This window comes from Ciceribacter sp. L1K23, assembly GCF_018122705.1.
Lineage (GTDB): Bacteria > Pseudomonadota > Alphaproteobacteria > Rhizobiales > Rhizobiaceae > Allorhizobium.
The window spans coordinates 2,524,583-2,551,457 of record NZ_JAGRRC010000001.1; the positions used below are offsets into that span (position 1 = coordinate 2,524,583).

Here is a 26,875-nt window from a genome sequence, read left to right on the forward strand (position 1 = left end):
ATTGGCTGCCAAGGCTCGGTCATGCCCGTTGCGTCCGCGACCTCAAAGGGTGTAGCCCTTGTACCTGTCCAGTCTGGAGGAGAGAAAGCATGGATCGTTTCACCGGCGGCTGCCTGTGCGGCAATCTTCGTTTCGTGGCAACGGGTCGCCCTCACAGGGTCGGCACCTGCCACTGCCTCGACTGCCGCAAGAACCACGGCGCGCTCTTCCACGCATCGGCGATCTTTCCGGAGGATGCGGTGACGGTCGAAGGCGAGGCGTGCGACTATAAAGGGCGCTTCTTCTGCCCCACCTGCGGCTCTCCCGTCTACGCCCATTTCGGCGACGAGATCGGCATCAATCTCGGTTCGTTCGACGATGTCGATCAGTTCAAGCCGACCTATGAGCTCTGGACCATCCGCCGCGAATCCTGGCTGCCGCCGTTTCCCGGCATGAAGCACTACGAGCGCGACCGCGAACGCGAAGGGCGAACGGAGGAATAGCGGTTCCGAGCAATGCCAGCAAAAGTGGGAACCGGTTTTGCGTTCGGAATTGCGGCAAGTGAATTACAGAGACCCGAAGGCTTCCGTCCGTGGCGGCAGCGCCGGCACGTCGAAATGGTCCGGCTCCAGACCCGCTTTCGCCCGATCCGCCATCATTGCGTAGGCGGTTTCGAGGTGGCGGCAGAAGCGTTCGGAATCGAACAGTGGCTGGATGAAGCGGTTGTCGATCAGTCGCTTCCGAATGCCCGCCATCCGCTCCCGGTCGTTGCCGAGCGCAATGGCAAGGTCGACATAGGCCTTGTCGTTGTCAGCCACCAGATCCGGCAGACCGGCGGCGTTCAGCAGGCTTTCGCTGACGCGCGAGGCGAAGTTCGTGCCCTTGTAGGTCAGCACCGGCAGTCCGCTCCACAGCGCTTCCGAAGTGGTCGTGTGGCCGTTGCAGGGATAGGCGTCGAGCATCAGGTCGGCGGTTGCCATGCGGGCAATGTGCATCTCGTAGACGATGGTCGGCGCGAAGATGATGCGGGCCGGATCGACACCGCGCTCGGCGAAGGCCTTCGCAAGATTGGCGCGTTGCTTCTCGTAGGGCGCCATCAGCCAGAACACGCTATCAGGCGCACCCTTCAGGATGCGCGACCAGAGATCCACCATATGGCTGGTGATCTTTCGCACGCCGTTGAACGAGGAGTAGACGAACGGTCCCTCCGGCAGCTGCGCCAGCGTCCGCGACACATGACGCGGCGGCGGGCGGCTCACGGGGTCGTTCGGCTGGTAGCTCTCCGGCATCCGGCAGAATTTCTCGAGATAATGGGGCGCCGAACTCTCCGGCAGCACGAACCGGTCGCCGATCGCATAGTCGATATCGACATTGGTGACGGCGCCCGGAAAGCCGAGCCAGGTCACCTGCACCGGCGCCAGCCCGAGGTTTAGCAGGCGGCTGCGATTGTCCTTGTTGTGGCCCTTGAGGTCGACAAGGATGTCGATGTTGCGGGCCCGGATCGTCTCGGCTGCCTCACCGTCAGAGAGGTGAGTGACGGTGACGATGTCACCCCAGACGCTGCGGTCGAAACCGCTTTCGGCGATCTTCTGCGGTGGCGTATGGCAGAACAGCGTCACCTCGAACCGCTCCCGGTCGTGCCTCTTCAACACGTCCTGCAGGAGCTTCATCGTCGCGTGGCCGGGCCAGAAATCGGCCGATAGATAGCCGATCCTGAGCTTGTCGTCCCGCCATGTGTGCGCCATCTGCCGGCGCCGCGCCCGCTCTTCCCCTGTAAAAGCGGGCGTCGTCGCCGTGGCGTGCTTGTTCTGCTTCTCGTTGCCACACCAGAACACGTTGGAAAGCGGCTGTTCCTGGTTGAGAACCTTCAGGTTGCCGCGCTTCAATTCAGCCTCGATCGGCGCGAAGTTCTTGCGCATGCCCTCGAAGTCGCAGCGATCGCGCAGGATCATCTGAAGGTGGAAGCGCAAGTCGTTGCGGTGCGGGAAATGTTTCAGCACGGCGCGCGCCGTGCGCTCGTCATCCGCGTTCTCCATGTCGCCGGTCATGAAGTGCAGCGAGAACAGCACATGGCGCGGATCGGCACTGTCGATCAGCGCGCCGCGCAACGGTGCCACGATCTGCTTTTGCCCGCGTTTCACGAAGATGGATGCGAGCACGAAGGCGACCTCGGCATCCTCCTTGGCGACGCCCATGAAATTTTTGGCGATCAGCAGCGCCTTGTCGTCCTCTCCGGCCTCGAGAAAGAGGTTCATCGCCTTGCGCAGAAAGCCGTCGGCCTGTTCCGGCTCGACTTTGGCGGCGTTCTGGTAGGCGGTTGCAGCCTCCGCCTTCATGCCGACCCCGACAAGCGTCTTTGCGAGCAGATCGAACGTCTTGCCGTCCTGCTGTACGCCGAGCAACTGGTTCAGCGCCTCAAGCGCGCCCATGTAATCGCGCTTTTGATAGTGCTTCGAGGCGGCGCTGAAAATGGTTTCGGCGTTCATGATGGCGTCTCCACGGCATGCAAAATCCCGGAGCGGCAGCCCCGATTCCGTGTCGCAGGCTAACGGCCGAAACTTGTTTCAGGCTGCCGGCTGGAGCACGGCCCGGCTCGAGACGTCCGACATCCAGCCGAAATCCCGCTCGATACCGCGCATCAGGTAGATGCCGTATCCGAGCAGCGGTAGGATCATCAGCGCCGGCGCGATCAGCGTTGCCGGCGTGATCGTCACCGTTTCATTCACGCCGTCGCTCGCATGCACGAGCATGAAGAGGGAGAAGTTCCAGAGCGTGTGCAGCACGATCATCGGGAAGACCGACTGCGTCCTGACCCTGATGACGTTGAACAGCAGCCCGCTCATGAAGGCGGCGACGGCTTGCGCGATTGCCACGTCCAGTTGACCGGTGGCAAACGTGTTGAGCGTGTGGATCAGCCCGAAAATCGCGGAGGTGAAGAAGATCGCCGGCAGCACCCGCATCGCCGACAGTGCCCCGCGGAAAAGAATGCCGCGAAACATCACCTCTTCGGAAAAGCCGACGAAGGCGCAGTTGATGAACACGATGGCCATCGTTGCGACGGGCGGAAGCCCAAGCGTGGTCGAAATCACGAGGATTGCGACGATGTAGAGGGAAGGCAGCCACGTGACCAGCACGGATCGCGGCGGCTTCGGCCACTGAAGCCCAAGCCTGTCCCATTTCAGCAGAGCCAGCACGATCAGCAGGAAGATCGACGCGGCAATGATGCCATCCACCAGTCCCTCGCTGATCAGCACCGCCTGGTTGGCTGCCTGTCTGGGTCTGATAAAGCCCACGACGAGCGTCACGCCCATCCAGAGCGGCAGGATTGCGAGTGCGATCCAGAATTTGCGGTATTTCTTCATCGGGCGTCCGTTGCGAGTCTCGTCGTTGCACTGCACATTAGTCGACGGAACCGGGAAGGGAAGCGCCCGCCGCCGTCACGAACCTGTCACAGGAGGCCGTTATCTCCGCCGCCATGTCTCGCCCGCCCGAATGCAATTCATGACCGCGCAATCCGTTCCGCAACTCCGCTTCGGCGTGATCGCCGATCCCCAGTATGCGCCCGTCGCGCCAAACCTTGCGCATGACAGGTACTACGCCAACAGCCTCGACAAACTCCGCGACGCGCTGTCCTTCTTCGAGCATGAGGACCTGGATTTCATCGTCACGCTCGGCGACCTGATCGATCACGGCTTCGAGAATTTCGATCCGGTGCTCGACGTCTATGCCGCATCGAGGCACGACTGCATCTTTCTCCCCGGCAATCATGATTTCGCGGTCGCGGCGGACCGCCTGGGCGCGGTGCATGGAAAGCTTTCCATGCCCGCGCCCTGGTACGATCGCGAGATCAAGGGCGTGCGCCTCATCGTCATCGATGGCAACGAGGTCTCGCTCTTCGCGCCGCCGCTGCAGGATCCGCGCCGAATCGACGCGGCGCGGCGGCTGCATGCGTTGACAGATACCGGCGCACCCAACGCGATGGTCTGGAATTCAGGCATGTCGGAGACCCAGATCGCCTGGCTGGAAGGCCGCTTGCGCGCGGCCGAGGCCGCAGGTGAGCGGGCGGTCGTGCTCGGTCACTATCCACTGCATCCTTTCACCGATCACAGCCTCTGGGATGCGCCTCGCGTGGCCGAAATCATCGCCAATTCACCGGCGGCTGTCGCCTATCTCTGCGGCCACTACCACCATGGCAATTACGGCGAACTGAACGGCACCCACTTCGTCAACTTCAAGGGCATGGTCGACACCGAAGACCGGAATGCCTTCGCCATCGTCTCGCTGTTTGCCGACCGGATTGAGGTTCAGGGTTTCGGCCGCGAGCTGGACCGTATGCTTACGCTTTAACCTTAATATCTGAATTTCCACGATTTTCCTGTGGCTTAAATGACTCTTGTCAAGCACTCGCCTATGTTTAACGAAAGTTTAACGGGCAACGCACATGCACAAGATGGAAGAAATCAACCGCCGGACCTGGACCAGTCCGATCGAGCGGCGGCAATACCGGGCGGGTAACTTCTACCTCAACGAGGGCGAGCGGACCGTGATGGAGCTCGGGCTGCAGCAGGCCCGCGGTGGACGGTTCCTCGATATCGGCGTTGGCGGCGGCCGCACCACCGGGCTTCTGCGCTCGCATGCCGGCGAGTACTACGGGATCGACTATACCCCCGAGATGATTGATCTGGCGCGCCAGAACCATCCGGGCGTACGCTTCGACACCATGGATGCGCGGGATCTATCCGCGTTTTCCGACAATTATTTCGATCTCGCGGTGTTTTCGTTCAACGGCATCGACTCCGTCGATGCGGAGGGGCGTTTGAAGGTGCTGGCGGAGGTCTCCCGCGTCCTGCGATCGGGCGGCGGTTTCGCGTTCTCCACCTTCAATCGCGATTGGCACGGCTTCGATGACAATCATCGCGCCCGGGCAACCGTCATCTGGACCGCCAATCCCGTCAAGCTCGGCTTCCGGCTGCTGATGCACGGCGTCGGCATGCTGCGCCGCCGCCAATATCTTCGCTTCGAGGAGCGCGGCGACGACAAGGCCATCCTGCTCCATCCGGCGCATAATTTCGGCATCATGGTTCACACCACGACGCCGGGCCAGATGCGCGCCCAGCTTGTCGCGCATGGTTTCGATGGCGAGGTTCGTTTCTTCTCGATGGAGGGGCAGCCGATCGACGACCCGGCGCCGAAGCACGTCGAATGCTTCCACGTCTTCGCGGTCAAGAAGGCCTGAGGGTCAGGATTTCAGCGCGCCAGGTCACGCTGGCGGCTTGTCCCAGCTGTCGACCCAAAGACGCCGCAGCCTGTCGCCGTCGCCGCGGAAGCGGCGTTCGGTCGACGTCAGCGTCATGATCCGGTCTGTCCGGAAGTTGCGGATCGCGGCGCGCAGTTCGCACCAGCCGACCAGCGTCATCCAGCCGGAATAGTAGATCAGCGCGATGGGCCGCACACCGCGCTCCGTTTCCTGTCCATCTTCGCTACGATAGCGCATGTCGAGCACCTGCTCGTCCCGGATCGCCCGCCGGAGCATCGCCATGTCAGCGCCTTCCGGCGTCGGCGCCGGCTGGCCCCAGGCGTAGAGCGGCGCGGAAAACAGGTCGTGCCGGAGCGGATCGGGCACGGCGGAGGCGATCTTGCCCCGCACTTTGAGGGCTGCCTGCTTGAGATCGGCATCGCCCGTCCGGTCGAGAAGGGCGAGCCCGAGGAGGATCGCCTCAGCCTCCTCATGCTCGAACATCAGCGGCGGCAGGTCGAAGCCCGGCCGGAGAATATAGCCGAGGCCGCGCTCGCCCTCGATCGGCACGCGCATGGCCTGGAGCGCGGCGATGTCGCGATAGATCGACCGCACCGTCACTTCCAGTTTTTCCGCGATCTCCGATGCGGTCACGACGCGGCGCGACAACTTGAGAATCTGGATGATCTCGAACAGCCGAGAGGCCTTCCGCATCTGGACTCCCATCGCAACTGACACAATGCTGTCAGTTGGTCTCCGCTAATCAGTATTCCAACGATTTGATTTTCCGCCGGAAACGATCAGGCGGATCACGCTTTCTGAGGATATACTGACATGACCTATGCCGATAGTCTCTGGCTTTTCCTGCTGCTCGTCGCTGGCATCATCATTGTGCCCGGCATGGACATGCTCTACGTACTCGCCAATGGCCTGACGGGTGGGCGAAAGAGCGGCCTCGTCGCCACGTCGGGCATGGTGGCCGGCGGCGGCGTCCATTCGCTCTACGGCACCGTCGGCACCGGCCTTCTGGTGGCGCTGGCGCCGAAACTCTTCCTGCCGCTGCTTCTTGGCGGGGCGATCTACATGTGCTGGATCGGCTACACGCTGATCCGGAGTTCCATCACCGTCGATACCGTAGAGGGGGCGTCCGCCGTTCCGCTCCCCACCGTCTTCCGTCGCGCAGTGCTGACCTGCCTGATGAATCCCAAGGCCTACCTCTTCGTCATCGCAGTCTACCCGCAGTTTGTGCGCCCGGAATACGGTCCGCTCTGGCGGCAGGGCCTCGCCCTTGGCGCGATGACCGCGCTGACGCAAACCATTGTCTATGGCGCGGTCGCCCTGGCGGCCGGCAGGGCAAGGGGTCTGCTGGTCGGAAATCCGGCCGCGACGATCTGGACAGGTCGCGTTGTCGGGCTCCTGCTGATCCTCGTCGCCCTTTTGACCGCATTCGAGGGGCTGCGCGGCTCGGTGTGACATAGCGACAAAAAATGATTGATATCAATACCATCTCTGGTTCAGCAGACTTCACCGCATTGTGACTTCAAACCGCCCCGTCCTTGTTGCAATCATCGAAAGTCACTGTCTCCCAACCGCCGGCGCGCCGGCCCTATCCCTGGAGTCCTCGATGAAGTTGAAACTCGTGTTTGCCGCCGCCACCGCCCTCTGTCTTGGCATCGGCGCCGCAATCGCCGCCGATGAGCCGCAGGTCGTGCGTCAGGAGATGATGAAGAAGGTCGGTGGCGCCATGGGCGCGATCGGGGCGATCGCCAAGGGCGAGAAGCCCTTCGACGCCGAGGTCATCAAGGCCTCGCTCGAAACCATGGCCGAGGTCGGCAAGACCTTCCCGGACCAGTTCCCGGCCGGCTCGGAAACAGGCATGGACAGCGAAGCGGCACCCGCGATCTGGGCCAACATGGAAGACTTCAAGGCCAAGGCTGCCGCTCTTGTGACCGCCGCCGAAGGGCAGCTTGCCCAGCTTCCGACCGACCAGGCCGGTGTCGGCGCTGTCATGAAAGCTGTCGGCAGCACCTGCGGTGCCTGCCACGAAACCTATCGTCTCAAGAAGTGACAATCTTGTCCGCCGGTGATCTCTTGGGGTCACCGGTCTGATATCGCCGGGCCTGGTGCCCGGCGTCTTGCGTTTGGAGGACGGCATGGCTGTCAAATGGATCAGGGGTCTCGTGGCGGTGGCGGCGCTTGGCGTCGTCGGCGGCGGAATTTTTGTGACAATAACGGCGCCCGAGCGTCAGCCGGCCGAACACTGGGCCAATCTCGGAGAACCCGACCTCGAAAACGGCCGACGCGTCTTTTTCACGGGTGGCTGCGCGTCATGTCATGCCCCCGCGGGTGCGGAAGGTGAGGCACGCCTCAACCTGTCCGGCGGGGCGCCGCTGACAAGTCCATTCGGTACCTTCCATGCGCCAAACATTTCGCCGGACCCGCAAGCCGGGATCGGCGCGTGGACGCTGGCGGAGTTCGGCGATGCGATGACCCGCGGCGTTGGTCGCGAGGGAGAACATCTCTATCCGTCTTTTCCCTACAATTCCTATTCGCGCATGAGCCCGAAGGACGTCAACGACCTGTTCGGTTTCCTGAAGACGCTGCCCGCAAGCGATGCAGTCGCTCCCGCGCATGAATTGCCGTTCCCCTTCAACATCCGTCTCGCGCTGGGCGGATGGAAGCTCCTCTACTTTTCCGACGAGCCCCATGTCGACCTCGCCAATGCCGACGAAAAGGTGCGGCGTGGCCAGTACCTCGTTGAAGGCCTTGGACACTGCGGCGAGTGCCACACGCCGCGCAACGCCATCGGCGGATTTCAGGTCGGGCGCTGGCTCGCCGGCGGACCAAACCCGGAAGGCGAGGGAACCATTCCCAACATAACCCCCGGATCGCAAAGCATCGGCTCCTGGAGCGAGAGCGATATCGCCAGCTACCTCGAAACCGGTTTCACCCCCGACTATGATAGCGTTGGAGGCTCCATGGTCGCCGTGCAGAAGAACATGGCAGAACTCCCGTCCTCCGACAGGGAGGCCATCGCCGCCTATCTGAAGGCGATACCGGCCGTGGAGTGATGGGCCCCATGCTTGCAGAATTTGCAAGCATTTGCTATGTTTCCCTGCCATGAACAGTCGGCAGAAGAAGACTTTGGCAGCGATTTTCAGGGATCCGGTCGCCGGCTCGATCGCGTGGAACGATGTCGAGAGTCTTCTCCTTTCCGTCGGGTGTCGGTTGATCGAGGGTGATGGCTCGCGCGTTCGTTTCGAAAAGGACGGGAAGCTTGCCTTTTTTCATCGTCCTCACCCGGAAAAGGAAGCCAAGCGCTACCAAATCAGGGACGCTCGGAAGTTTTTGGAAGAACTGGGAGTAAGCCCATGAACGTGATGACCTACAAGGGATTTGCCGCGCGCGTGGCGTTTGATGCTGAGGACGAGATTTTCGTCGGTCATATCGCCGGGATTGCGGATATCGTGGGTTTCCATGGCAGCAGCGTCGACGACCTGAAATCAGCATTTCATGAAGCGGTCGACGACTATGTCGAAACGTGCCGGCAACTCGGGCGCGAGCCTGTCAAATCCTATTCGGGCAAGATGATGTTTCGCGTTGATCCGGAGGTGCATGCGCGAGCCGCCAAGGCAGCAGAACTGGCGGGGAAGAGTCTCAACCAGTGGGCTGAAGAGGTTCTTTCAAAGGCGAGTGAGAGAGTAGGATGAGTGACCGTCACGTTTCCATACGCCGGCCCGGTTGACCCGCGAACCCTCGTCGCTTAGTTCTGAAACGTGTCTGAAACGGTTAGGGCGGCGCCTGGTTAGTCCTCCCGCCTTCCAACTGGAAGGTACCGACGAGTGTTCTAGGCTCGTCCCCTGACGTGAAACCGCTGCGCGGTGCGGCGGTCGACGTTAAGGGTATGTCCAAATGCAGCAACAGATTTCCGTCATCACGCTTGCCACCACCGATATGGAGCGCTCGCGCCGGTTTTATGCCGAGGGCTTCGGCTGGAAAACGGTGTTCGAGAACGAGTTCATCCATTTCTACCAGATGAACGGGCTGGTTCTCGGACTTTTCCGGGAGGACATGATGCTGGAGGATAGTGGTCGCGCCGCCTTCTCCCGGTCCGGCGGCTACGCGCTGGCGCACAATGTCCCATTGGCGGAAGACGTCGCGCCGCTGATGGAGCGCCTTGTCGCCGCTGGCGGACGCATCATCCAGCCGGCCTCTGCGCCGCCGCATGGCGGCATGCGCGGTTATGTGGTCGACCCGGACGACCACGCCTGGGAAATCGCCTGGAACCCCGCTTGGCACATCGACCAGCAAGGTCACGTCACCTTCGGCCTCTGATTGTCCTTCGGCGCCTGACCAGCCTCGGGCAAGTCGCCCGGAGCATGATGGCAAGGAAAAATGGGGTGGAGACTATGATGAGCCTTGAACGCAGGCGTATGGAGACGGCGCTCCGATCCCTGCTGGACAATCATCCGGATCCGGCGTTGCACGTCTGGGTCAACGAAACCATCCGCGCTTTCGAAACACGCCTCAAGGCCATTGTTGATCCGCGCGAGCGTGACGAGGCCCAGCGCGCTGCTCTCGTGCTGATCAAGGCCACGTTGCAGCAATGGTCGGAAAACCCGCCGCTGAGGCACTGAGCGGCGCTGCCTTCAGTGATGCTCCGCCGCGAAGCCGGAGAGCTCCGCTTCCGCCTCCGGCGTCCAGAGATCGAGTGCCTTCAGCACCTCCATGGCAAACGTATCCGGCGCGGACCCTGCAGCGGTCACGATGCCCCGGTCGAGAACGGCCTGCGGCTGGTTCCGATAAAGCGCACTGCCCCGATAGGCCTGATATCGCTGATGTGATACAAGCGAATTACCGGTATGCGCGACGTCGTCAAGTACGCCCGCCGCTGCAAGTGCGCTCGCTGCGGCACAGATGCCGGCCAGCACCTTGTTCTCGCTTCGGAACGCCTTCGCCATATCCGTAAAGTCGAAGGCCTCACCCTTCTCCCACGCATAGCCGCCGGGGATGACGAGCGCATCGAAGCGCTCCGGCGTAATCTCCGCAAAGCAAATGTCCGGCGTCACCTTCAGCCCGCCCATGGAGATCACCGGTTTACCGTCCGGCGAGGCGGTCAGCACCTGGCAGCCAAGATAATAGCGGGCCGCGGCCATGAGCAGGGCGGGCTCCCAGTCGGCGAAATCGTTTTGCAATGCGACGACGATACGGGTCATGTCCGGTCCTCGAAAAGAAATCAGCCAATGGCCTGCATATACCGCATGCCCGTGACAGGGCGCGGCACGAAGTCCATGTGTTCGTAGAACCGGTGGGCGGCGAAATTCCCGGTGGCGGCGCTGACCGAGAGGTAGTCGCAGCCTGCCTTGCGGGCCATGTCGCGCGCACGGTTGACGAGGTGCTGGCCGATGCCGTTGCCGCGCTGGCCGTCCTTGACGAAGAGATGGTGCAGATCCATGCCGCGACGACCCTGCTCGGCTTTGTAGAGCGGAACAAGGATGGCGTAGCCGATCAGGTCGGTGCCGCTGTCGGCCACAAGGGCATGGATCCACGGCAGGGGACCGAACAAGTCGCGCTCCAGCTTTTCCGGCGTGATCTCGGCGGCGTCGCCATGATGCTTGGCGAGCTCGGCGATCATCGCGTTAAGCGCCGGCAGGTCGCCGGGCCGTGCGGCACGGATGACCACCACGGGCGGGCGGGGCAGGGTGATGTCGGTATCTTCGGTCATGTCGCTTCCCTTTTTTCGTTTTGCCGTCAGGGGAAGCTGTCTCTCAAACAACAAGGCCGCCTGACGGCGGCCTGTTGACAAAGTGATCTGTCGGGCCGCCGGTTACCGGTAGGCCCAAAAATACGTGCAGGAAATGGTTGCGCGTGCGTCGATCATGGCAGCTTCAATGCGCCGGTTTTCACCCGTTGTCAACGGGGTCTTACACCGCCGCTGATCCGCTGCCGCCAGTGCCGCGTAACGGACACATGACCACGCTCCACCTCGTTCTTGGCGACCAGCTTTCGCGTTCGCTGTCCTCGCTCCGCGACATCGACCCCAAAACCTCCGTGATCCTCATCGCCGAGGTGATGGGCGAGGCGACCTATGTCCGCCATCACAAGAAGAAGATCGCTTTCCTGTTTTCCGCCATGCGCCATTTCGCAGAGGCGCTGAAGGCGGAGGGGTTGGAGGTTCGATACATAAAGCTCGACGATCCCGACAATACGCAGAGCCTCGCGAGCGAGGTGAAGCGTGCCCTTGCCGAAAGCGGAGCTGACCGGCTCGTTGTGACGGAACCGGGCGAATACCGCCTGCTGCACGAGATGCAGTCATGGACCGATGAGTTCGGTATTCCCGTTGATCTGCGCGAAGACGATCGCTTCCTGATCACCCGTGCCGGCTTCGGCCGCTGGGCCGACAAGCGGCGGGAACTGAGGATGGAGTACTTCTACCGCGACATGCGCCGCCATTTCGGCGTGTTGATGCAGAAGGACGGCACACCGGAAGGCGGACAATGGAATTTCGACAAGGAAAACCGCAAGTCGCCGCCGAAAGGGCTTTCCGGCCCGAAGCGATTGTCGTGGAAGAAGGACGAGATCACCCGCGAGGTTCTCGATCTGGTCGAGCATCGTTTTCCCGATCACTTCGGCCGGCTGGAACCCTTCCATTTTGCCGTGACGGCGGAACAGGCGGACGCGGAACTTGAACAGTTCCTGACAGAGATACTGCCATCATTCGGCGACTGGCAGGATGCCATGGTTTTGGGCGAACCCTATCTCTTTCACTCGATGATCGCGGCCTACCTCAACGCCGGGCTGTTGACGCCGATGGATGTTATCCGCCGCGCTGAGCGTTGCTATTTCGATGGCACCGCGCCGCTCAATGCTGTCGAAGGCTTCATCCGCCAGATCCTCGGCTGGCGCGAATATGTGCGCGGCATCTACTGGCGCTTCATGCCCGACTACGCCGAACGGAATGCACTCGCGGCCGAGCGTCCGCTCCCCGCTCTGTACTGGACCGGCCGCACGAACATGGCCTGCATGTCGGCGGCCGTGAATGACACGATCGAGCATGCCTATTCGCATCACATCCAGCGGCTGATGCTGACAGGCAATTTCGCCCTGCTCGCCGGTCTCTCCGTCAGCGAGGTCTGCGAATGGTATCTGGCCGTCTATGCCGACGCCTATGAATGGGTGGAACTGCCGAATACGCTCGGCATGGCGCTCTTTGCCGATGGCGGCCTGATGGCGAGCAAGCCCTATGCGGCGAGCGGAAAGTACATCGACCGGATGAGCAATTTCTGCGGCGCCTGCCATTATGACGTGAAGGACGGCGAGGGAGAGCGTGCCTGTCCCTTCAATTCGCTGTACTGGCGTTTCATCGCGGTCAACGAGGAGAGGCTGCGCGGCAACCATCGCATGGCCAATATCCTCGCCGGATGGCGGCGCATGGGAGATGCGAAGAAGGCGGCCTTGCTGTCCCGCGCCGAACACTGCCTCAATCTCCTGGCGGAGGACAAGCTCTGACAGGAACGTCAGCGCTTCACCGGATTGCCGGCCTTGTCCGTCAGGTGCTTGTGAAAGTTCACCTTGGTCAGATGCAGGTCCTTGTCGGTGTAGTGGACCACCTCGTCTGGCGAGCGCGTGCCGACCACCAGATAGGTCGCCGGCTGGTCGGAGCGATTCTCCAGCCTGTGCCCGACCGGCACGCCGGCCTTGAAGGTCGCGGCATCGCCCGGCCGCATCTCCGTCAATGTGTCGCCTTCGTTGAGCGTCACGACGCCTGATATCATGTAGATGAACTCGTCTTCCCGCTCGTGCCAGTGCTTGTGCGACGAGCGTGACCCCGGTGGCAGGGTTTCGAGAAAGGCGCCGAACTGGGTGAGGCCGCCGGCATCGGAAAGAAGTCGCGCGGTGTAAGGTCCGAGATCCGCGTTGAGGGCATCCGGCTTGCCGACCTCGAGCGGGGCGTCTTCGGTCCGAATGACTGGCATCGTCTCAGTGCTCCGTTTCGCAAAGTCCGTGGTCGGAGAGCGCCCGGATGACGTAGCAGTCGCTCACCGTGTGGTGGTCGCAATGGTCGACGATCCGGTCCAGCTCGCTTTCGAGCTTGCGCAGCCTGGCGATCTTGTCGCGCACCTCGATCAGCTGTTCGCGGGCGATCGCATCCGCCCGCTCGCAGGGTTCGTCCGGATGCCGGCTGAGCGACAGCAACTCGCGGATCGCCTCGATCGGAAACCCAAGGTCGCGCGCGTGGCGAATGAAGGTCAGACGGTCGAGCTCTGCCCGCTCGTAGCGCCGTTGGTTGCCCTCTGTCCGATCCGGTGCGGTCAAAAGCCCCATCTGCTCATAATAGCGGATGGTTGGCACCTTCACACCGGTACGCCGTGAGAGTTCTCCGATCGTGTACAAGCCACGCCTCCATATCTCCAGTCACTGGAGATAATGGCTTTGCCCGGTTGTCGATTCAAGACAGGGACTGTTGTCTGGGCAAGGAAAAGGGCGGTCGCCCGCCCCCTGGAGAAACTGAAGATGAAGGTTTGTTCCGCCTATTCCTCGGAGAACTCGAGGTAAAAAGCTTCGACCTGCTCTGCTGCAGTCGGAATGTTCGGCGGCGTGCGGCTCGACGTGCTTTCCGCTTTGCCGGCGCTGCGTCCGCCCTCGATAACCCACAGGGCACTCGACAGCGAAGGCGACAGCAGCGTGCTGCTGAAGGCGGGGTTCGACGCGGTGTTCGGCCGGCTCTTGGTGGCGGCGTCGTTGGCAATCTCTTCCTGATCAGCCTGATCCTGCTGGAAGCGGCTGTTGTAGTAGTAGTTGCTCAGGCTGCTATCAATCTTCATGACAGGCCTCGTGCGCTCTCGCGTTGATGGTCTCGTTAACCATTTGTTAACCATTGTGGCTTGCGTGAAGCTTGCGTCGATGCTGCAAGCCTTGATCCAGCCTCTGGATTTGTCGCGGAAGATGTGCTTGCCGGGCCAAATCACCCGCGATGGGAAGCGCGCTTCCCATCGGTCAGGACTTGGCTTCCAGCTTCCGCCCGAGATCGGCAAGCCTGATGATGGTCTCTATGCTTCTTGGTGTTCCCCGTTCGAGTACCGGCAGGCTGAAACGGTGACGGTCGCTCCCAAGGGGATAATGGACGTAGATCTCGCGTTCTGCCGCGATCGCCTCTTCGCCTCCCGGAGCCATAATGCCGTTCAACGCGTCTGCGGGCAGGCGGCGTGAGAAGAAGCTGACGCTCACACGCGATTGATCCATGCCGGCGAAGGGATTGTCCGCGATGACGGCCCGCAGCTCCGCCGGGCTGCGTACCATCACGCCGGGCGCCCGTCCCATGCGGATTCCAAGCGCGATGTCCAGCATCGCTGCCACTTCCGCGCTGTCGCTTTCGTCGCGAAACACCAGGTTTCCGGATTGAATGTAGGATGCGACGTCACGCAGGCCGATATCGCTGCCGATCATCCTCAACTCCCGCATGGAGAGCTTGCCCTCTCCGGGGATTTCGAGGGCGCAAACCAGCGCTACATGAACACGCATGCCGTTCTCCTTGATGGAGCCGTTACTGACGATAAAGCAGCCGTTGGCGAGGATGTCGTTGTCCTCTCGCCGCTCCTGTCGGGTAAACCCGCAGCCGCCGAATTGTTCCTCTCCGGGCCGAAAAAGACGGTGAAATCAGCGCTGTATCGAAAGATGTCGAAAAGCGTCACCACAGGACTTCCCTCTGGCATCTCCCGGTGCGGGCTGTTACGCAGGACGAAAGGAACGTCGAAGGAGGAAGACATGCTGAAGATTTTCGTCGCCAGGGGAAGCTGCTCGCTCGCATCCCATATCGCGCTGGAAGAGGCTGGAGCCGACTACAGCGCGGTCAAGCTAGATCTCGCCAAGGGCGCCCAGCGCGCCGACGATTACCTCGCGGTCAATCCCAAGGGCCGCGTGCCGGCATTGGCGACGGATCGTGGTGTGGTGACGGAAACGCCCGCGATTCTCACCTTCATCGCCCAGTCCTTTCCCGATGCCGGTCTGGCGCCGCTCGACGATCCTTTTGCCTTCGCCGAACTCCAGTCCTTTATGAACTACCTCGCGTCCACAGTGCACGTAGCGCACGCGCACAAATATCGCGGCAGCCGCTGGGCCGACGATCCGGCTGCGATCGAGGCCATGAAGGCCAAGGTGCCACAGACCATGGCCGACTGCTTCGAGCTGATCGAGACGACGATGTTCAAGGGCCCCTGGGTCATGGGCGACCGCTACACGATCGCCGACCCCTACCTCTTTACCCTTGCAGGCTGGCTGGAAGGCGACGGCGTCGACCCGTCCCGCTTCCCGAAGGTGGCCGACCACCGCCGGCGGATGGCGGAGAGGGATGCGGTGAAGCGGGTGATGAGTACGTTTTCGTCATAGGCGACTCGCCTTTCCGACGTAGAACTAGACGGACGGAAGATCGAGGCGGCCAGATTTCGTCTATCCGCCTTCCGGGCAGGCTAGGCCTCTGCCACATCGTTGAGATCGACATAGCGACCGGTGCTTGCGATATTCAGATAGGAATTACCCACGGTCAGGCCGACAAAGGTCTTGCCGTCGACAGTGATCTGGAAGTCCGCCTCGAAACCATTGGGCGGTGCGCTGCACATTGCTGTCAAGGTGTCACTGCGCGGCAGCAATCTGAAACGTGTCTCTGAATTCTTAAGCCGGTAGGTTTTTTTGTTTTGCGACGTTTCCATCATTTGCGCCAACGTCGCGGTATTGATGAAGTTCGGTCTCAATTCCGATTTCGCACTTCGCTTTACGTGTTTCCGGTAGAGGTCGGAGACATAGCCGCTTCCAGCCCAGAACCCGTCAGAATACGCGGTGTAGATTGTCGGAAAACCTTTCGGCGGGTCGCTCTGAAAGCGCTTGGCATAGGCAAATATTATATGCAGGGTTTCGAGTTGTACGCGATTGATGAACTCGATCTGCTCAAATGTCAGTGTCCGCTTGGGCAGTTTGCTGCGGGAATGGAAGAATGCCTTCTCCTCATCCGTTTCGGCGAAACACGCTTCGGCGATGCGCAGTCTGTCGGTGTCGTTTGCAGGTTCGGTCGGTATAGCGAAAAGGTTGTAGGGAAGTTCGCCGTGTCGCGCGTCCTCCATCAGCCGCACACAGTTCGGGCACCATGGCGCGACAAGCGCGATCATGTCATGCTCTCGATCCTGCGGGCCGAGCGTAAAGCCGAAGCCGTTGAGAAGACCGTCGATATTTTCGTCCTTGTAGGGAGAGCATTGTTCGAAGGCAAAGGCCGGAGTTGTTGCCGTACCCATCAGGGCGGCGGCGGCGCCGACAAAGGATCTTCTATTGATTGCTGGCCATGACATCGTAAACCTCCCTGCAGGTTTCTATCGAGTGATCGAGAACCTTGCTCTCCAGTCGCACTCCATTGTCCAGATCCCACCACTCGATAAGACCGTATTCACGATCGTTGTAGAAAATGTTCGAGGCAATGAAGACGCTGGATTGGTCCGACAGGAAGTGATTATCCCGCATGATCGGAAACTCTTCCTCCATCGGTCTGAAGCTGATGAAGAAGGCCGGGCTCATGCTTTTACTGCCGCTGGTTCCGCAAATATAACCGTCGATACGCCCGTCCGCTTCGGTCCTTGATTTCAGCAAAACGAATTGCTGCGCATCGCCTTTCCTGGAGATGACGAAGGTATCTGCGGGACCGAAAGGCTGTTTGAGATACCCCACAACATCGTCGCCGAAGAAAAGTCCGATCCCGGCGAAAAGGCATCCGATCCCGGTTGCCGCCCGGTCATAAGCCTTAGGCAGCACCGGTAGCTTCAGTATCCTCAACAACGGATTGATCAAGCCGCCAATTGGTCTTTCCGTGTCAGTCAATGATATTTATCCCGCCCCCACACAGCGCAATCGCCCGTTATGCAAGGCTCCGGCATATCTACCGAAGCATGCGGCGAATGCCACTTGGGTAAAAACTATCGTCTTCGGACGTAAAGGTCCAGATCAACTGTGCAGTCTCTAAGCGATGCTGGGAGCGGGGGAGAGTTTCCGTCCGAAATTCTCCGAGGTTCGCAAAGAAGCTACCGATGGATTGTGTGGCTGGCAGTCCGTCCTATCACATCTTCCCCGCCACCTTGATCGCAAAGGCGTAGTCGAACGCCTGTTCCTCCAGCCGCTGGAAGCGGCCGGATTTGCCGCCGTGGCCGGCGCCCATGTTGGTCTTGAGCAGGTAGGGTCCGGCGTCCGGTGCCCGGTCGCGCAGGCGGGCGATCCACTTGGTCGGCTCCCAGTAGGTGACGCGCGGATCGGTGAGGCCGGAGAGTGCCAGGATCGGCGGGTAGGGTTTGGTGCCGACATTGTCATAGGGGCTGTAGGCGGCGATCCAGGCGTACTCCTCGGCCGACTCGATCGGGTTGCCCCATTCCAGCCATTCCGGCGGGGTCAGCGGCAGGGTGTCATCGAGCATCGTGTTCAGCGCGTCGACGAACGGCACGCCGGCGATCACACCGCCGAACTTTTCCGGCGCCATGTTGGCGATGCCACCCATCAGCATGCCGCCGGCCGAGCGACCCTCGGCAACGATCTTGCCGTAGCTTGTGAACTTTTCCGCCACGAGGTGGTCGGCCGCGGCGATGAAGTCGAGGAAGGTGTTCATCTTCTTCGCCATCTTGCCGTCTTCGTACCAGTGATAGCCCTTGTCCTTGCCGCCGCGGATATGGGCGACGGCATAGACGAAGCCGCGGTCGACGAGCGACAGGCAGGAGGTGTTGAACGAGGCGGGAATCGTGATGCCGTAGGCGCCGTAGCCATAAAGCAGGCAGGGGGCGGAGCCGTCGAGCGGTGTGTCCTTGCGGTAGAGCAGGGTGATCGGCACGCTCTCTCCGTCATGCGCCTTGGCGAACACGCGCCGGGTGACATAGTCGTCCGGATTATGGCCCGATGGCACTTCCTGCGTCTTCAGCAATACGCGCTCGCGCGTCGCCATGTTGTAATCGTAGAGCTGGGAGGGCGTCGTCATCGAGGAATAGGAGAAGCGGATGACGTCGGTGTCGTATTCCGCCGCCCCCTGCAGGCCGAGCGAATAGGCTTCCTCCTCGAACGCGATCGCGTGTTCCTCGCCGGTCTTGCGGTCGCGGATCACGATGCGCGGCAGGCCGTCGCGCCGTTCCAGCCAGACGAGGTGGCGGGCATAGGCCGAATGGTCGAGGATCAGCCGGCCCGGCACGTGCGGCACGACGTCCTTCCAGTTTGCCTTCTGCGGTGCCTCGACAGGCGCTTCGACGATCTTGAAATCCTTGGCGCCGGCATCGTTGGTCAGGATGTAGAAGACATCGCCGCCCTCCGTCATCGTGTATTCGATCGAAGGTTCGCGCGCTGCCACCAGCTTCGGCTCGGCCGTCAGGTCTTTGGTCGAGAGGATCCGATACTCCGACGATTCGTGGTCGTGGATATCGATGTAGATGAAATCGTCGAGCAGCGAACCGCCGACGCCCATGAAGAAGCCCGCATCCTTCTCCTCGTAGACCAGCCGGTCTTGCGACTGCGGCGTGCCGAGGATGTGGTGAAACACCTTCGACGGCCGGTGGTTCTCGTCCTGCAGCGTGTAGAAGAAGCTCTTGCCGTCGGGCGCCCAGACCCCGCCGCCGCCGGAATTTTCGATGACGTCGGCAAGGTCTTCCTTGGTCGAGAGATCGCGGACGCGCAGCGTGTAATATTCCGAGCCCTTGTCGTCATAGCCCCAGAGGCCAAGCGTGTGATCGCTCGTGCCGTTGATGCCGGCGAGCCGGAAATACTCCTTGCCGGCCGCCTCCTTGTCGCCGTCGAGCAAGAGGTCCCGGATCGTCTCGTCCTTGTGGTCGCCGTCGCGCGGAATGCGGAAGTAGCGCGGCTGCTCGCCGCCGGTCACGAAGGCGGTGCCGTAGGCGAACGGACCGTCCTTCACCGGCACGGACGAATCGTCCTCCTTGATCCGGCCCTTCATCTCGGCGAACAGCGTCTTGCGCAGCTCCGCCGTATCGCCCATCGCCGCTTCGACATAGGCATTCTCCGCTTCGAGATAGGCGCGGATTTCCTTGTCCAGCAGGCTCGGATCCTTGAACATCGCCTGCCAGTTGTCGGCCCTCAGCCACGCATATTCATCGACGCGCGTAATCCCGTGGCGAGTATCCGTCACCGGCTTCTTGGCGACGGAGGGGATGGCGGGCAGGGACGTGAAGGGGGACAATGGAGCACTCCGGTATAAGGGGCAGGAGTGCCAGAGATAGGCGGCGCCAACGCCGGAGGCAAGCGGGGAAGACTATTGTTATTTATGTGGAGGCTTCTGGCCGGGGAGGACACCGTCCCACCAGCTTTGCAGCATGATCACTGCGACCACAAGGCACAAGCCGACAGCTGGTATGGCCAGCAAAAGCATCTGGTCCGTCATCTGTTCAATCCTCTCAGGATCCAACCTGCAACCATATGTAAGGCGACCCCAAGGGAAAAGCAAATCACGACCGGGATCGAGACGTGACCGAACGGGGCACCGGCCGCGGGCGCATCGTAGAATGCTCGCGCTATCGGCGTGAAGACCCCGATCAAAATCACCCCGATCCCGATATTGTTGAGAAATGTCGCGCGCAGCTTGATCTGCTCCTTCTGCGCGTCGGTGAGTGCCTGCGCCGTCATGCATCGCGCTCCCTGAGTCCCTGACCTCGAAACTCTATTTCGCGCTCTGATAGGTGGTCAACGGCCTCTCCATCTCCTAGTTTCGCCGACTTCGAGTCGATGACAAGAGGTGTTCATGAAGATCCCGAATGTTGCGATAGCTGCGCTGGTGGCACCTGTGGTGCTTGCCGTTTCTCCCGCGCTGGCGCTGGAAGCAGGTATCGTCCGTCAGCTTGAGGCTTTGACACCGGAAGAGCGTCTCGAACAGCGCTGCGACATGGAGGCCATGGACCGGATCCGTAAGGAGCAGGATGGCTTCCGGCCCGACAAGGTCATCGCCTACACCTTCTCCGACCCCGAGGTCGCAGACAACAGGATCAAGGCCCCCGGCGCCGTTTTCCGCTCCGGCGGTGACTGGTATCGCCTGAAGTTCAAGTGCGAAACCGGCCCGCGTCAGCTCACCGTCAAGTCGTTCAAATACCAGATCGGTTCGATCGTGCCGCGCGAGGAGTGGCAGGAGTATTATCTCTACAACTGAAGGCGGAAGGGCAGCCCGCTGTTCGGCGGCCAGCCTGTCATGGTCAGCCCTTTGCCCCCTTGGCGGGTGTCCGCTCAGTGCCGCATTGCCGACACCTTGGTGATGTTGGAAACAGGTGAGACAAGAAAACCGGGCTGCCGGCCATGCCCAACCGAAGACGCACGTCGCTACAATCTTGAATGGTTCGGCGAACCACTCGCAGAAAATTGATGCGGCGGAACTTTCCTCGCCTCGCCAAGTTACCCTCCGCCACTTTGCCAGCACCCGCTCAGGAGCTAGTTTCCGTGAGCGTGTTTCCGGGGGATTTGATGTTTTTCGCCGACATTCTGAAGGATTATTCCGCCCTGATCGGGCTGGCCGTGCTCGCGGCGATGTTTGTCGGTTTCGTCCGGGAGAAAACGCCGCCCGCCGCCATTGCCGCCACGGGAGCGGCCTTCATGATCGCCGTCGGTTATGTCGCGCCGGACGACGCGCTGTCGGTGTTTTCCAACGGCGCGGCGATCACCGTCGCCGCCATGCTGATTATCTCCGTCGCCTTTGCCCGAACCGGCATCCTCGAGGCGATGATCTCGCGCATCGTCAACCTCGCGCGCACCAGGCCACGTCTGGCGATCGTCGCGCTTCTCGGTCTGACGATGGTCGCATCGGCCTTCGTCAATTCGACGCCTGTCGTCGTCATGCTGATCCCGGTCATGACCTCGCTCGCCGCCGCCACCGGCGTGGGGCGCCGCCGGCTTCTGATCCCGCTCTCCTATTTCGCCATTTTCGGGGGCACCTGCACCCTGATCGGCACGTCTACCAACCTGCTGGTCGACAGCGTCGCGCGTCAGCAGGGCATGCAGGCGCTCGGAATATTCTCGATCACACCCATCGGACTCATGCTGGCCGCCGTCGGCGCCGCGTTCCTGTTCCTCACGCAATCCTTCCTGCTGCCGGTGCGCAGCGAGGGCGATGAACCCGCCGAAGGCGATGCTAAGCCCGACATCATCACCGAGCTCAGGATCGGCAAGGATTTTTCCGAGATCGGGAAAGCCTATTCCAAGGCCAAGACCTATGCGCCCCGCGGTATCGAACTTGTCTCCGCATGGCGTGCCGGCGAAAAACTCGATACGTCCGATCCCGAGGTTCTGGTCATGGAGCGCGACCGCGTTGTGTTGCGCGTTACGCAGGAGGAACTCGCCACATTGCGAGATGTCTACGGCGTGGAACTTGGCCTCCAGGTTCGCTCGTCCTCTGCGACTCCGGAGGAAAAGGTCACCCGCATCGTTCTCGCCGCCGGCCACCGTGCCGTGGATCAGCGCATCGCCGAAGCGGATTTTCTCTCACGCGTGCAGGTCCGCATTCTTGGTGCCAGCCGCCGCACCAATCCGGCCGGTCCCGACCTCGCCAATCTCCGCCTGAAGGCTGGCGATTCGCTGTGGGTCGCCGGCCCGCCAGACGCCCTGCAGGCGCTGCGCCAGGACGTCCGGCTCATTCAGTCCGAAACGCCGCTGGCGAAACCTTTCAGGCGTGATCGGGCAATCCTCGTGCTGATCACGCTCGCCGCCGTCATCGCGCTCGCGACCCTGGGCATCATGCCGATCGCGGCTTTGGCGCTCATCGCCGTCGGTTTCCTGTTCGCCGTCCATGCCATCGACCCCTCCGATGCCTGGCGGGCGCTCGACGGCGACGTGTTGGCGCTGATCTTCTCGATGCTGATCGTCGGCATCGGCCTGCAAAATAGCGGCACGGTCGAGGCGATCATCAACGTCGTCCTTCCGGTACTCCAGAATGCGCCGCCGGTTGTGGTCGTCCTCGCGGTCTATGTGCTGACGTCGATCCTCACCGAAATGGTGACCAACAATGCGGTGGCCGTCATCCTTACACCGATCGCCATATCGCTCGCTGCTTCCCTCGACATGCCGCCGCAGGCGATGGTGCTGGCGGTCTTGTTCGGCGCCAGCGCCAGTTTCGCCACCCCGATCGGCTACCAGACCAACACGCTGGTGGCGTCGGCCGGCGGGTATCGTTTCGCCGATTTCCTGCGGGTCGGCGTGCCGATGAACATCGTCGCCGCCATCGTGACAACGGTCGGCATCTGGGTGTTCTATCTCTGACAAAAGGGTGAGGCGTCCCGTACCACCGGCCGCGCGGCAAGCCGCGACGGCCGGTGGGGGAGGGAGCTGTCAGGCATCCTCGAAGGTGACGGCCTTGAGCTTGTCGATGCCGAGTACCTGGAGGGCCAGTTTTTCATAGAACGGTTCGGACGTTCCGCTCCGGACCTTGTGCAGGAAGTATTTCTCAAAGCCGATTTTCGCCGCATGCACCCACTTGCCCTGCGACGACCAGTTGACGTTGCGAGGCGGAAGCTGCGGCTGCGCGACGAACGCGATGCCGCCGTCGCCGAAATCGGCGAGGCAGACCGCGTTCCACGTCCCCTGGGCGTTCGGCTGCTCGCCGGAGAGGACGCGGGCGATGTTCTTCGCCGTCGCCGTTACCATGCTCTCGATCATGAAGCCCGTTTTGGGAACGCCGACCGGAACCGGCGTCTTGCCCGTCGGCGGAATGGCGATGCAGACACCGACCGAGAAGATGTTCTTGAAGGCCTGGTTCTGCTGGTGCTTGTCCACCAGGATAAAGCCGCGCGGATTGGTCAGCCCCTCGATGTTGCGGACGGCTTCCACGCCGCGGAAGGCCGGCAGCATCATCGTGAAGCTGGACGGAACCTCTGTCACCGCCTTGGTCGATCCGTCGTCGTTGACCTCTTCGACCACAACCTTGTCGGCTTCGAAACGCTGCACCTTCGCATTGTTGATCCACTTGATGTGCTTGTCGCGCATCGCGCTTTCCAAAAGTCCCTTGGTGTCGCCGACGCCGTCGAGTCCGAGATGGCCGATATAGGGCTCCGATGTGACGAAGGTCATCGGCACCCGGTCGCGCACCTTCGCGTCGCGCAGCGCCTTTTCCAGAATGAAGGCGAACTCGTAGGCCGGACCGTAGCAGGATGCTCCCTGGACCGCCCCGATCACGACCGGGCCGGGCTTTTTCACCAACTGGTCGAATTTTTCCTTCGTCATCAGCGCGTGATCGATATGGCAGACCGAATTGGTGTGCGCCGCCGGGCCGAAGCCCTCGATCTCGTCGAAGGCCAGATCCGGTCCCGTGGCGATCACGAGATAGTCGTAATCGAGCGAGTTTCCGTCGAGAAGCTCGATCCGGTTCTCGGCCGGATGCAGCCTTTTGGCGCCCTGGGGATGAAGCGTTATGTCGCGCTTGCTGCAGGCCGCCGACAGATCGACCTCGATGCTCTCCCGATCGCGCCAGCCGACGGCCACCCAGGGATTGGACGGGACGAAGGAATAGACGCTGCCCTTGCTGACGACGCTGACCTTGTGGTCCCGTCCCAGATTGTCTCTTAGTTCGTAAGCCATGATGGTGCCGCCAAGTCCGGCACCCAAAACCACCACATGCGCCATGATCACTCCTCCTGACCGTCGACGGTGAATAGTCAATACATATACGAAACTATATATATGTAAAACGATATCTTCCGTCTGCGCCGAAGGTAGGGGGAGACGCGACCGCTCAGGCGGAGAGCGTGACGCCGATGCTCCAGGGATCTTTCAGCGCATGGCCTTCCGCTGTCCGCTCAACCGCGATCTCCATCTCGTCGAGCGTCTTCAGCGCCGTTTCCAGCGCCTCCTTGTCGTTGAAGTGGATGCTGTAGCCCTGGAGGCCGGACATCTGGCCGGTTCTTTCCGGTGCCCCACGGCTGTTCCAGATATTGGCGGCGACGTGATGGTGGTAGGTGCCGGAACCGAAGAAGCTCGCGCCCGGATAGGTGGCCATCTTCTTGAGGCCTAACACGCCCTCATAGAATTTGTCGGCGGCGGGAATGTTGCCGACCTGCAGATGGATGTGGCCGATCGCGGCGCCGTCATCCATTCCGGTCCATGCGCCCTTCGGTGCGCTGTCATAGAGCGCCTGCAGGTCGAGCCGCAGCGTCGCCATTTCGACGGTGCCGTCGGGATGGAAGGCCCAATCCCGCACCGGCCGGTCGGCATAGACCTCGATGCCGTTGCCTTCCGGATCCGCCAGATAGATCGCTTCGGAGACAAGATGGTCCGAAGCGCCCTGAAGCTGGACGCCGAGATTGACGGCATGCGCCAGCCAGTGCGCCAGCTCGCGCCGGTTCGGCATCAGGAAGGCGTTGTGAAACAGCCCGGCGGCCGACCGCGGCGCCTGGGCGACGTCGCTCGACGTCGTGAGCGTCAGCAGTGGCGTATCACCAGCGCCGAGCGTGATGCCGCTTTCGCTTTTTTCAATCGTCTTCAGTCCCAGCATGGACTGATAGAACTGCCCGGTGGTCTCCAGGTCGCGCACCACAAGATGGGCGCGGCCGACATGGGCAGGACGGGTAAGAGCGAAGCTTGGTGACTGCTCGGTCATGGCGGTGTCTTCCAGTGGATCGTGTTGCATTGAATATGCTGCTCCCGCATCGTTCACGAAAGACGCGATGTTCTTGATTTATCGTTCGACGTCGGTTGACGGTGAAACCGTTCAAACTTGATCCTGATCAATGCGTTGAGGGTCCAGCGGGAGGAAGGTCGGCACTGTGAGAGGACCACCGGAGGCAAACGCTCCGGCCCAAGGAGACAAGATCATGTACAAGAAAATCATCGTTCCCGTTGATTGCGGCCAGCTCGACAAGGGCGAGAAGATTCTGCGCAAGGCGTCCGCGCTGCTCGATGCCGGTGGCGAAATCGTAATGCTCGCTGTCGTTGAGGACATGCCCGGCTACCTCGCCATCGACCTGCCTGTCGACATCGTTGAAAATGCCATCAAGGACGCCAAGGCGAAGCTCGTCGAACTGAAGGAAAAGACCGGCATCGCAGCCCGCGTCGAAATCCGCAACGGCGCCCCGGCTCGCGAGATCATCGCCGCCGCCCAGGAGCATGGTTCAGATCTGGTGATCATCGCCTCGCACGTGCCTGATTTCGGCAACTACTTCATCGGCGCCACCGCCGACCGGGTCGTCCGCCATTGCAAGTGCTCTGTCCTCGTCGATCGCTGACACAAGGCCCGCCATAAAAAAGAACTTGAACGGAGGACATGCGCCCGATGGACACGCAACGCTACGAGGAGATCCTGCGCCGGCGACAAAGCGAGCTCCACGCCCGCCTGCACCGGATCGACGACGATCTCGGGAGCCGCAAGAGCGACGACAGCGAGGAGCGCGCCACGGAGCGCGAGAACGATGAAGTGCTCGAGGAACTTGGCCAGGTCGGTGAAAACGAGCTGAAGGCCATCGATGCGGCGCTCGACCGCATCGCCGCCGGTACATTCGGCACCTGTGCCAAGTGCGGCGAGCCCATCGGCGAAGCCCGCCTCCACGCCGTCCCGTATACGCCCTTCTGCCAGGCCTGCGCTTCGGCCCATTGATCGACGCCGGGACGCTCGGCAGGGCGGACCAGCGGAGGATCTACGACGATTGCTTGGGCTCCTCCGTGTTGCTCCACCCGGTCCCTTTGGATAAGGTGCCGCCATTCAGGCTAGTGCCCGCCAGCCATGGCGAGCCCTTGGGACGGAAAACCGATGAACATTGCGCAAAAGGCATCCGCCGATTCGAACGCCACCTGGAAGGGGGCCGCGCCCGCGGACGATAACGAGGATATCATCCCGCGCGACATCCGTTTCGGCATTCTCGAAAACCCGACGCGTCACTGGCTGGACGGCGACCCGCAGAAGACCGCGCTGATCGACGGTCTGTCGATCTTCCTGCCCGAGGGCGAGCGCTACTTCATCCGCTCGCTGAAGCACTACGCCCCCAAGCTCAAGGACAAGCAGCTCGCCGCCGAGATCAACGGCTATGCGGTGCAGGAGGCCTTTCACACCCGCGAGCACGAGGACTACAATCGCGCGCTCGCCCAGCTCGGCTATGAGGTCGAGACGATGGAGGCGCCTGTTATCAAGACGCTGCGCAGCGACAAGATCCCGATCTTCCGCCTCGCGGTGACCTGCGCCATCGAACACCTGACGGCGACGCTGTCGACCGTGACGCTGCGCCATCCCGAACTCCTCGAAAACGCCACCCCCGCCTACAGGCGCCTGTGGATGTGGCATGCACTGGAGGAACTGGAGCACAAAGCCGTCGCGCTCGACGTTCTCGCCGCCGCGACGAAGAACTATTCCCCCTTCAAGCGCTACATGCTGCGCACCATGGCCTTCAACGCGGTCTGCTGGACCTTCCTGACGATCACGCTGAAGAACCTGACGCTGTTCGCCAAGGTCGACGGCATCAAGACCGGTCCGCGCTACTGGATGCGGCTTTTGTGGGTCCTGTTCGGCAAGCCCGGCTATTGGCGCAAATGCGCACCGCTGGTCATCAAATATTACCTGCCGGGCTTCAACCCGATCAACAAGGACGACCACGACCTGATCCGCAAGGGCCGCTCCTGGCTCTACGACGAATTCATGTCCCTCGAAGCGGCACGCTCCGTTCCGCAAGCGGGTTGAAA

Annotated in this window: 32 protein-coding genes; 17 read left to right on the forward strand and 15 right to left on the reverse strand. The window is 61.6% G+C overall.

Annotation, left to right across the window (positions count from 1 at the left end; genetic code table 11):
* Positions 1-89 precede the first annotated feature (89 nt).
* A complete protein-coding gene (locus J5J10_RS12155; RefSeq protein WP_211930072.1) occupies positions 90-482 on the forward strand; it encodes a GFA family protein in 393 nt (130 codons plus the stop codon).
* 63 nt (positions 483-545) lie between these two features.
* Here J5J10_RS12155 and J5J10_RS12160 read toward each other — a convergent pair whose 3' ends face one another.
* Positions 546-2,465, reverse strand: a complete 1,920-nt coding sequence (locus J5J10_RS12160) for a glycosyl transferase (RefSeq protein ID WP_211930073.1) — start codon at positions 2,463-2,465, stop codon at positions 546-548.
* Positions 2,466-2,543: 78 nt separating this feature from the next.
* Positions 2,544-3,341: a type II CAAX endopeptidase family protein gene (locus J5J10_RS12165; RefSeq protein WP_211930074.1), complete on the reverse strand. Its 798-nt coding sequence runs from the start codon at positions 3,339-3,341 to the stop codon at positions 2,544-2,546.
* Between the two features lie 139 nt (positions 3,342-3,480).
* On the opposite strand from J5J10_RS12165, the gene J5J10_RS12170 reads away from it, so the two are divergent.
* Positions 3,481-4,326 carry a metallophosphoesterase gene (locus J5J10_RS12170; RefSeq protein WP_211930075.1) on the forward strand — a complete coding sequence of 282 codons (846 nt, stop codon included), beginning with the start codon at positions 3,481-3,483 and terminating at the stop codon, positions 4,324-4,326.
* A 94-nt stretch (positions 4,327-4,420) separates the two neighbouring features.
* Positions 4,421-5,215, forward strand: coding sequence for a class I SAM-dependent methyltransferase (locus tag J5J10_RS12175; RefSeq protein WP_211930076.1), 795 nt, complete (start codon positions 4,421-4,423; stop codon positions 5,213-5,215).
* A 24-nt stretch (positions 5,216-5,239) separates the two neighbouring features.
* Here the strand turns inward: J5J10_RS12175 and J5J10_RS12180 are convergent, their stop codons facing one another.
* A complete protein-coding gene (locus J5J10_RS12180; protein ID WP_211930077.1) occupies positions 5,240-5,929 on the reverse strand; it encodes a YafY family protein in 690 nt (229 codons plus the stop codon).
* 120 nt (positions 5,930-6,049) lie between these two features.
* On the opposite strand from J5J10_RS12180, the gene J5J10_RS12185 reads away from it, so the two are divergent.
* From J5J10_RS12185 to J5J10_RS12215, 7 genes are all read left to right on the forward strand, one after another.
* Positions 6,050-6,688 (forward strand): LysE family translocator, encoded by a 639-nt coding sequence (locus J5J10_RS12185; protein WP_211930078.1) that lies wholly within the window; start codon positions 6,050-6,052, stop codon positions 6,686-6,688.
* A 151-nt stretch (positions 6,689-6,839) separates the two neighbouring features.
* Entirely contained in the window at positions 6,840-7,283 is a 444-nt protein-coding gene (locus tag J5J10_RS12190; protein WP_208548790.1) for a cytochrome c, read from the forward strand.
* Between the two features lie 85 nt (positions 7,284-7,368).
* Positions 7,369-8,286 (forward strand): cytochrome c, encoded by a 918-nt coding sequence (locus J5J10_RS12195; protein WP_211930079.1) that lies wholly within the window; start codon positions 7,369-7,371, stop codon positions 8,284-8,286.
* Between the two features lie 73 nt (positions 8,287-8,359).
* Positions 8,360-8,590 (forward strand): type II toxin-antitoxin system HicA family toxin, encoded by a 231-nt coding sequence (locus J5J10_RS12200; protein ID WP_249116725.1) that lies wholly within the window; start codon positions 8,360-8,362, stop codon positions 8,588-8,590.
* Positions 8,587-8,925 (forward strand): type II toxin-antitoxin system HicB family antitoxin, encoded by a 339-nt coding sequence (locus tag J5J10_RS12205; RefSeq protein ID WP_211930081.1) that lies wholly within the window; start codon positions 8,587-8,589, stop codon positions 8,923-8,925. Before J5J10_RS12200 ends, J5J10_RS12205 begins: the two co-directional genes overlap by 4 nt.
* 202 nt (positions 8,926-9,127) lie before the next feature.
* Positions 9,128-9,550: a VOC family protein gene (locus J5J10_RS12210; RefSeq protein ID WP_211930082.1), complete on the forward strand. Its 423-nt coding sequence runs from the start codon at positions 9,128-9,130 to the stop codon at positions 9,548-9,550.
* Positions 9,551-9,627: 77 nt separating this feature from the next.
* Entirely contained in the window at positions 9,628-9,852 is a 225-nt protein-coding gene (locus tag J5J10_RS12215) for a hypothetical protein (protein WP_208548793.1), read from the forward strand.
* A 12-nt stretch (positions 9,853-9,864) separates the two neighbouring features.
* On the opposite strand, the gene J5J10_RS12220 is transcribed toward J5J10_RS12215, so the two are convergent.
* On the reverse strand, positions 9,865-10,431 hold the full coding sequence (locus tag J5J10_RS12220; RefSeq protein WP_208548794.1) for a DJ-1/PfpI family protein: 567 nt from the start codon (positions 10,429-10,431) through the stop codon (positions 9,865-9,867).
* A gap of 20 nt (positions 10,432-10,451) precedes the next feature.
* The gene (locus tag J5J10_RS12225; protein ID WP_208548795.1) at positions 10,452-10,940 is read right to left on the reverse strand and encodes a GNAT family N-acetyltransferase; all 489 of its coding nucleotides are present in this window, start codon (positions 10,938-10,940) and stop codon (positions 10,452-10,454) included.
* A 245-nt stretch (positions 10,941-11,185) separates the two neighbouring features.
* On the opposite strand from J5J10_RS12225, the gene J5J10_RS12230 reads away from it, so the two are divergent.
* A complete protein-coding gene (locus J5J10_RS12230) occupies positions 11,186-12,724 on the forward strand; it encodes a cryptochrome/photolyase family protein (RefSeq protein WP_211930083.1) in 1,539 nt (512 codons plus the stop codon).
* An 8-nt stretch (positions 12,725-12,732) separates the two neighbouring features.
* Here J5J10_RS12230 and J5J10_RS12235 read toward each other — a convergent pair whose 3' ends face one another.
* The 4 genes from J5J10_RS12235 to J5J10_RS12250 form a co-directional block, all read right to left on the reverse strand.
* On the reverse strand, positions 12,733-13,191 hold the full coding sequence (locus J5J10_RS12235; RefSeq protein ID WP_211930084.1) for a cupin domain-containing protein: 459 nt from the start codon (positions 13,189-13,191) through the stop codon (positions 12,733-12,735).
* Between the two features lie 4 nt (positions 13,192-13,195).
* Positions 13,196-13,609 (reverse strand): helix-turn-helix domain-containing protein, encoded by a 414-nt coding sequence (locus J5J10_RS12240; protein ID WP_208548798.1) that lies wholly within the window; start codon positions 13,607-13,609, stop codon positions 13,196-13,198.
* Positions 13,610-13,746: 137 nt separating this feature from the next.
* Positions 13,747-14,040, reverse strand: coding sequence for a hypothetical protein (locus J5J10_RS12245; protein ID WP_211930085.1), 294 nt, complete (start codon positions 14,038-14,040; stop codon positions 13,747-13,749).
* Between the two features lie 172 nt (positions 14,041-14,212).
* Positions 14,213-14,737 (reverse strand): DUF1697 domain-containing protein, encoded by a 525-nt coding sequence (locus tag J5J10_RS12250; RefSeq protein ID WP_211930086.1) that lies wholly within the window; start codon positions 14,735-14,737, stop codon positions 14,213-14,215.
* Between the two features lie 243 nt (positions 14,738-14,980).
* Between J5J10_RS12250 and J5J10_RS12255 the strand changes: the two genes are divergently transcribed.
* A complete protein-coding gene (locus tag J5J10_RS12255; protein ID WP_211930087.1) occupies positions 14,981-15,601 on the forward strand; it encodes a glutathione S-transferase N-terminal domain-containing protein in 621 nt (206 codons plus the stop codon).
* Positions 15,602-15,681: 80 nt separating this feature from the next.
* On the opposite strand, the gene J5J10_RS12260 is transcribed toward J5J10_RS12255, so the two are convergent.
* From J5J10_RS12260 to J5J10_RS12275, 4 genes are all read right to left on the reverse strand, one after another.
* Positions 15,682-16,374 (reverse strand): hypothetical protein, encoded by a 693-nt coding sequence (locus tag J5J10_RS12260; protein ID WP_211930088.1) that lies wholly within the window; start codon positions 16,372-16,374, stop codon positions 15,682-15,684.
* A 154-nt stretch (positions 16,375-16,528) separates the two neighbouring features.
* The gene (locus tag J5J10_RS12265) at positions 16,529-17,074 is read right to left on the reverse strand and encodes a hypothetical protein (RefSeq protein ID WP_211930089.1); all 546 of its coding nucleotides are present in this window, start codon (positions 17,072-17,074) and stop codon (positions 16,529-16,531) included.
* Positions 17,075-17,309: 235 nt separating this feature from the next.
* Positions 17,310-19,418, reverse strand: coding sequence for a S9 family peptidase (locus J5J10_RS12270; protein ID WP_211930090.1), 2,109 nt, complete (start codon positions 19,416-19,418; stop codon positions 17,310-17,312).
* A 197-nt stretch (positions 19,419-19,615) separates the two neighbouring features.
* Positions 19,616-19,861 carry a hypothetical protein gene (locus tag J5J10_RS12275; protein ID WP_211930091.1) on the reverse strand — a complete coding sequence of 82 codons (246 nt, stop codon included), beginning with the start codon at positions 19,859-19,861 and terminating at the stop codon, positions 19,616-19,618.
* 115 nt (positions 19,862-19,976) lie between these two features.
* On the opposite strand from J5J10_RS12275, the gene J5J10_RS12280 reads away from it, so the two are divergent.
* Complete coding sequence (locus J5J10_RS12280) at positions 19,977-20,378, forward strand: DUF930 domain-containing protein (protein WP_208548805.1); 402 nt, start codon at positions 19,977-19,979, stop codon at positions 20,376-20,378.
* A gap of 284 nt (positions 20,379-20,662) precedes the next feature.
* A complete protein-coding gene (locus J5J10_RS12285; protein ID WP_211930092.1) occupies positions 20,663-22,474 on the forward strand; it encodes an SLC13 family permease in 1,812 nt (603 codons plus the stop codon).
* Positions 22,475-22,543: 69 nt separating this feature from the next.
* Here J5J10_RS12285 and J5J10_RS12290 read toward each other — a convergent pair whose 3' ends face one another.
* Both J5J10_RS12290 and J5J10_RS12295 read right to left on the reverse strand, forming a co-directional pair.
* Positions 22,544-23,833, reverse strand: a complete 1,290-nt coding sequence (locus tag J5J10_RS12290) for an FAD/NAD(P)-binding oxidoreductase (protein WP_211930093.1) — start codon at positions 23,831-23,833, stop codon at positions 22,544-22,546.
* Positions 23,834-23,942: 109 nt separating this feature from the next.
* Entirely contained in the window at positions 23,943-24,836 is an 894-nt protein-coding gene (locus J5J10_RS12295) for a VOC family protein (protein ID WP_249116726.1), read from the reverse strand.
* A 184-nt stretch (positions 24,837-25,020) separates the two neighbouring features.
* Here J5J10_RS12295 and J5J10_RS12300 point away from each other — a divergent pair, with 184 nt between their 5' ends.
* The 3 genes from J5J10_RS12300 (at position 25,021) to J5J10_RS12310 (ending at position 26,873) form a co-directional block, all read left to right on the forward strand.
* Positions 25,021-25,431 (forward strand): universal stress protein, encoded by a 411-nt coding sequence (locus J5J10_RS12300; protein ID WP_208548808.1) that lies wholly within the window; start codon positions 25,021-25,023, stop codon positions 25,429-25,431.
* A gap of 47 nt (positions 25,432-25,478) precedes the next feature.
* Complete coding sequence (locus tag J5J10_RS12305; protein WP_208548809.1) at positions 25,479-25,799, forward strand: TraR/DksA C4-type zinc finger protein; 321 nt, start codon at positions 25,479-25,481, stop codon at positions 25,797-25,799.
* Between the two features lie 153 nt (positions 25,800-25,952).
* Complete coding sequence (locus J5J10_RS12310) at positions 25,953-26,873, forward strand: metal-dependent hydrolase (protein ID WP_211930094.1); 921 nt, start codon at positions 25,953-25,955, stop codon at positions 26,871-26,873.
* Positions 26,874-26,875 lie beyond the last annotated feature (2 nt).

Bases quoted from the DNA above. Each gene is read 5' to 3' on its own strand.
- J5J10_RS12190 (WP_208548790.1), top strand. From the start codon at position 6,840: ATGAAGTTGAAACTCGTGTTTGCCGCCGCCACCGCCCTCTGTCTTGGC.
- J5J10_RS12295 (WP_249116726.1), bottom strand. From the start codon at position 24,836: ATGCAACACGATCCACTGGAAGACACCGCCATGACCGAGCAGTCACCA.
- J5J10_RS12255 (WP_211930087.1), top strand. From the start codon at position 14,981: ATGCTGAAGATTTTCGTCGCCAGGGGAAGCTGCTCGCTCGCATCCCAT.
- J5J10_RS12310 (WP_211930094.1), top strand. From the start codon at position 25,953: ATGAACATTGCGCAAAAGGCATCCGCCGATTCGAACGCCACCTGGAAG.
- J5J10_RS12155 (WP_211930072.1), top strand. From the start codon at position 90: ATGGATCGTTTCACCGGCGGCTGCCTGTGCGGCAATCTTCGTTTCGTG.
- J5J10_RS12175 (WP_211930076.1), top strand. From the start codon at position 4,421: ATGCACAAGATGGAAGAAATCAACCGCCGGACCTGGACCAGTCCGATC.
- J5J10_RS12215 (WP_208548793.1), top strand. From the start codon at position 9,628: ATGAGCCTTGAACGCAGGCGTATGGAGACGGCGCTCCGATCCCTGCTG.
- J5J10_RS12210 (WP_211930082.1), top strand. From the start codon at position 9,128: ATGCAGCAACAGATTTCCGTCATCACGCTTGCCACCACCGATATGGAG.
- J5J10_RS12230 (WP_211930083.1), top strand. From the start codon at position 11,186: ATGACCACGCTCCACCTCGTTCTTGGCGACCAGCTTTCGCGTTCGCTG.
- J5J10_RS12160 (WP_211930073.1), bottom strand. From the start codon at position 2,465: ATGAACGCCGAAACCATTTTCAGCGCCGCCTCGAAGCACTATCAAAAG.
- J5J10_RS12235 (WP_211930084.1), bottom strand. From the start codon at position 13,191: ATGCCAGTCATTCGGACCGAAGACGCCCCGCTCGAGGTCGGCAAGCCG.
- J5J10_RS12170 (WP_211930075.1), top strand. From the start codon at position 3,481: ATGACCGCGCAATCCGTTCCGCAACTCCGCTTCGGCGTGATCGCCGAT.
- J5J10_RS12290 (WP_211930093.1), bottom strand. From the start codon at position 23,833: ATGGCGCATGTGGTGGTTTTGGGTGCCGGACTTGGCGGCACCATCATG.
- J5J10_RS12185 (WP_211930078.1), top strand. From the start codon at position 6,050: ATGACCTATGCCGATAGTCTCTGGCTTTTCCTGCTGCTCGTCGCTGGC.
- J5J10_RS12165 (WP_211930074.1), bottom strand. From the start codon at position 3,341: ATGAAGAAATACCGCAAATTCTGGATCGCACTCGCAATCCTGCCGCTC.
- J5J10_RS12220 (WP_208548794.1), bottom strand. From the start codon at position 10,431: ATGACCCGTATCGTCGTCGCATTGCAAAACGATTTCGCCGACTGGGAG.
- J5J10_RS12260 (WP_211930088.1), bottom strand. From the start codon at position 16,374: ATGATCGCGCTTGTCGCGCCATGGTGCCCGAACTGTGTGCGGCTGATG.
- J5J10_RS12280 (WP_208548805.1), top strand. From the start codon at position 19,977: ATGAAGATCCCGAATGTTGCGATAGCTGCGCTGGTGGCACCTGTGGTG.
- J5J10_RS12205 (WP_211930081.1), top strand. From the start codon at position 8,587: ATGAACGTGATGACCTACAAGGGATTTGCCGCGCGCGTGGCGTTTGAT.
- J5J10_RS12275 (WP_211930091.1), bottom strand. From the start codon at position 19,861: ATGACGGCGCAGGCACTCACCGACGCGCAGAAGGAGCAGATCAAGCTG.
- J5J10_RS12180 (WP_211930077.1), bottom strand. From the start codon at position 5,929: ATGCGGAAGGCCTCTCGGCTGTTCGAGATCATCCAGATTCTCAAGTTG.
- J5J10_RS12300 (WP_208548808.1), top strand. From the start codon at position 25,021: ATGTACAAGAAAATCATCGTTCCCGTTGATTGCGGCCAGCTCGACAAG.
- J5J10_RS12225 (WP_208548795.1), bottom strand. From the start codon at position 10,940: ATGACCGAAGATACCGACATCACCCTGCCCCGCCCGCCCGTGGTGGTC.
- J5J10_RS12195 (WP_211930079.1), top strand. From the start codon at position 7,369: ATGGCTGTCAAATGGATCAGGGGTCTCGTGGCGGTGGCGGCGCTTGGC.
- J5J10_RS12245 (WP_211930085.1), bottom strand. From the start codon at position 14,040: ATGAAGATTGATAGCAGCCTGAGCAACTACTACTACAACAGCCGCTTC.
- J5J10_RS12305 (WP_208548809.1), top strand. From the start codon at position 25,479: ATGGACACGCAACGCTACGAGGAGATCCTGCGCCGGCGACAAAGCGAG.
- J5J10_RS12250 (WP_211930086.1), bottom strand. From the start codon at position 14,737: ATGCGTGTTCATGTAGCGCTGGTTTGCGCCCTCGAAATCCCCGGAGAG.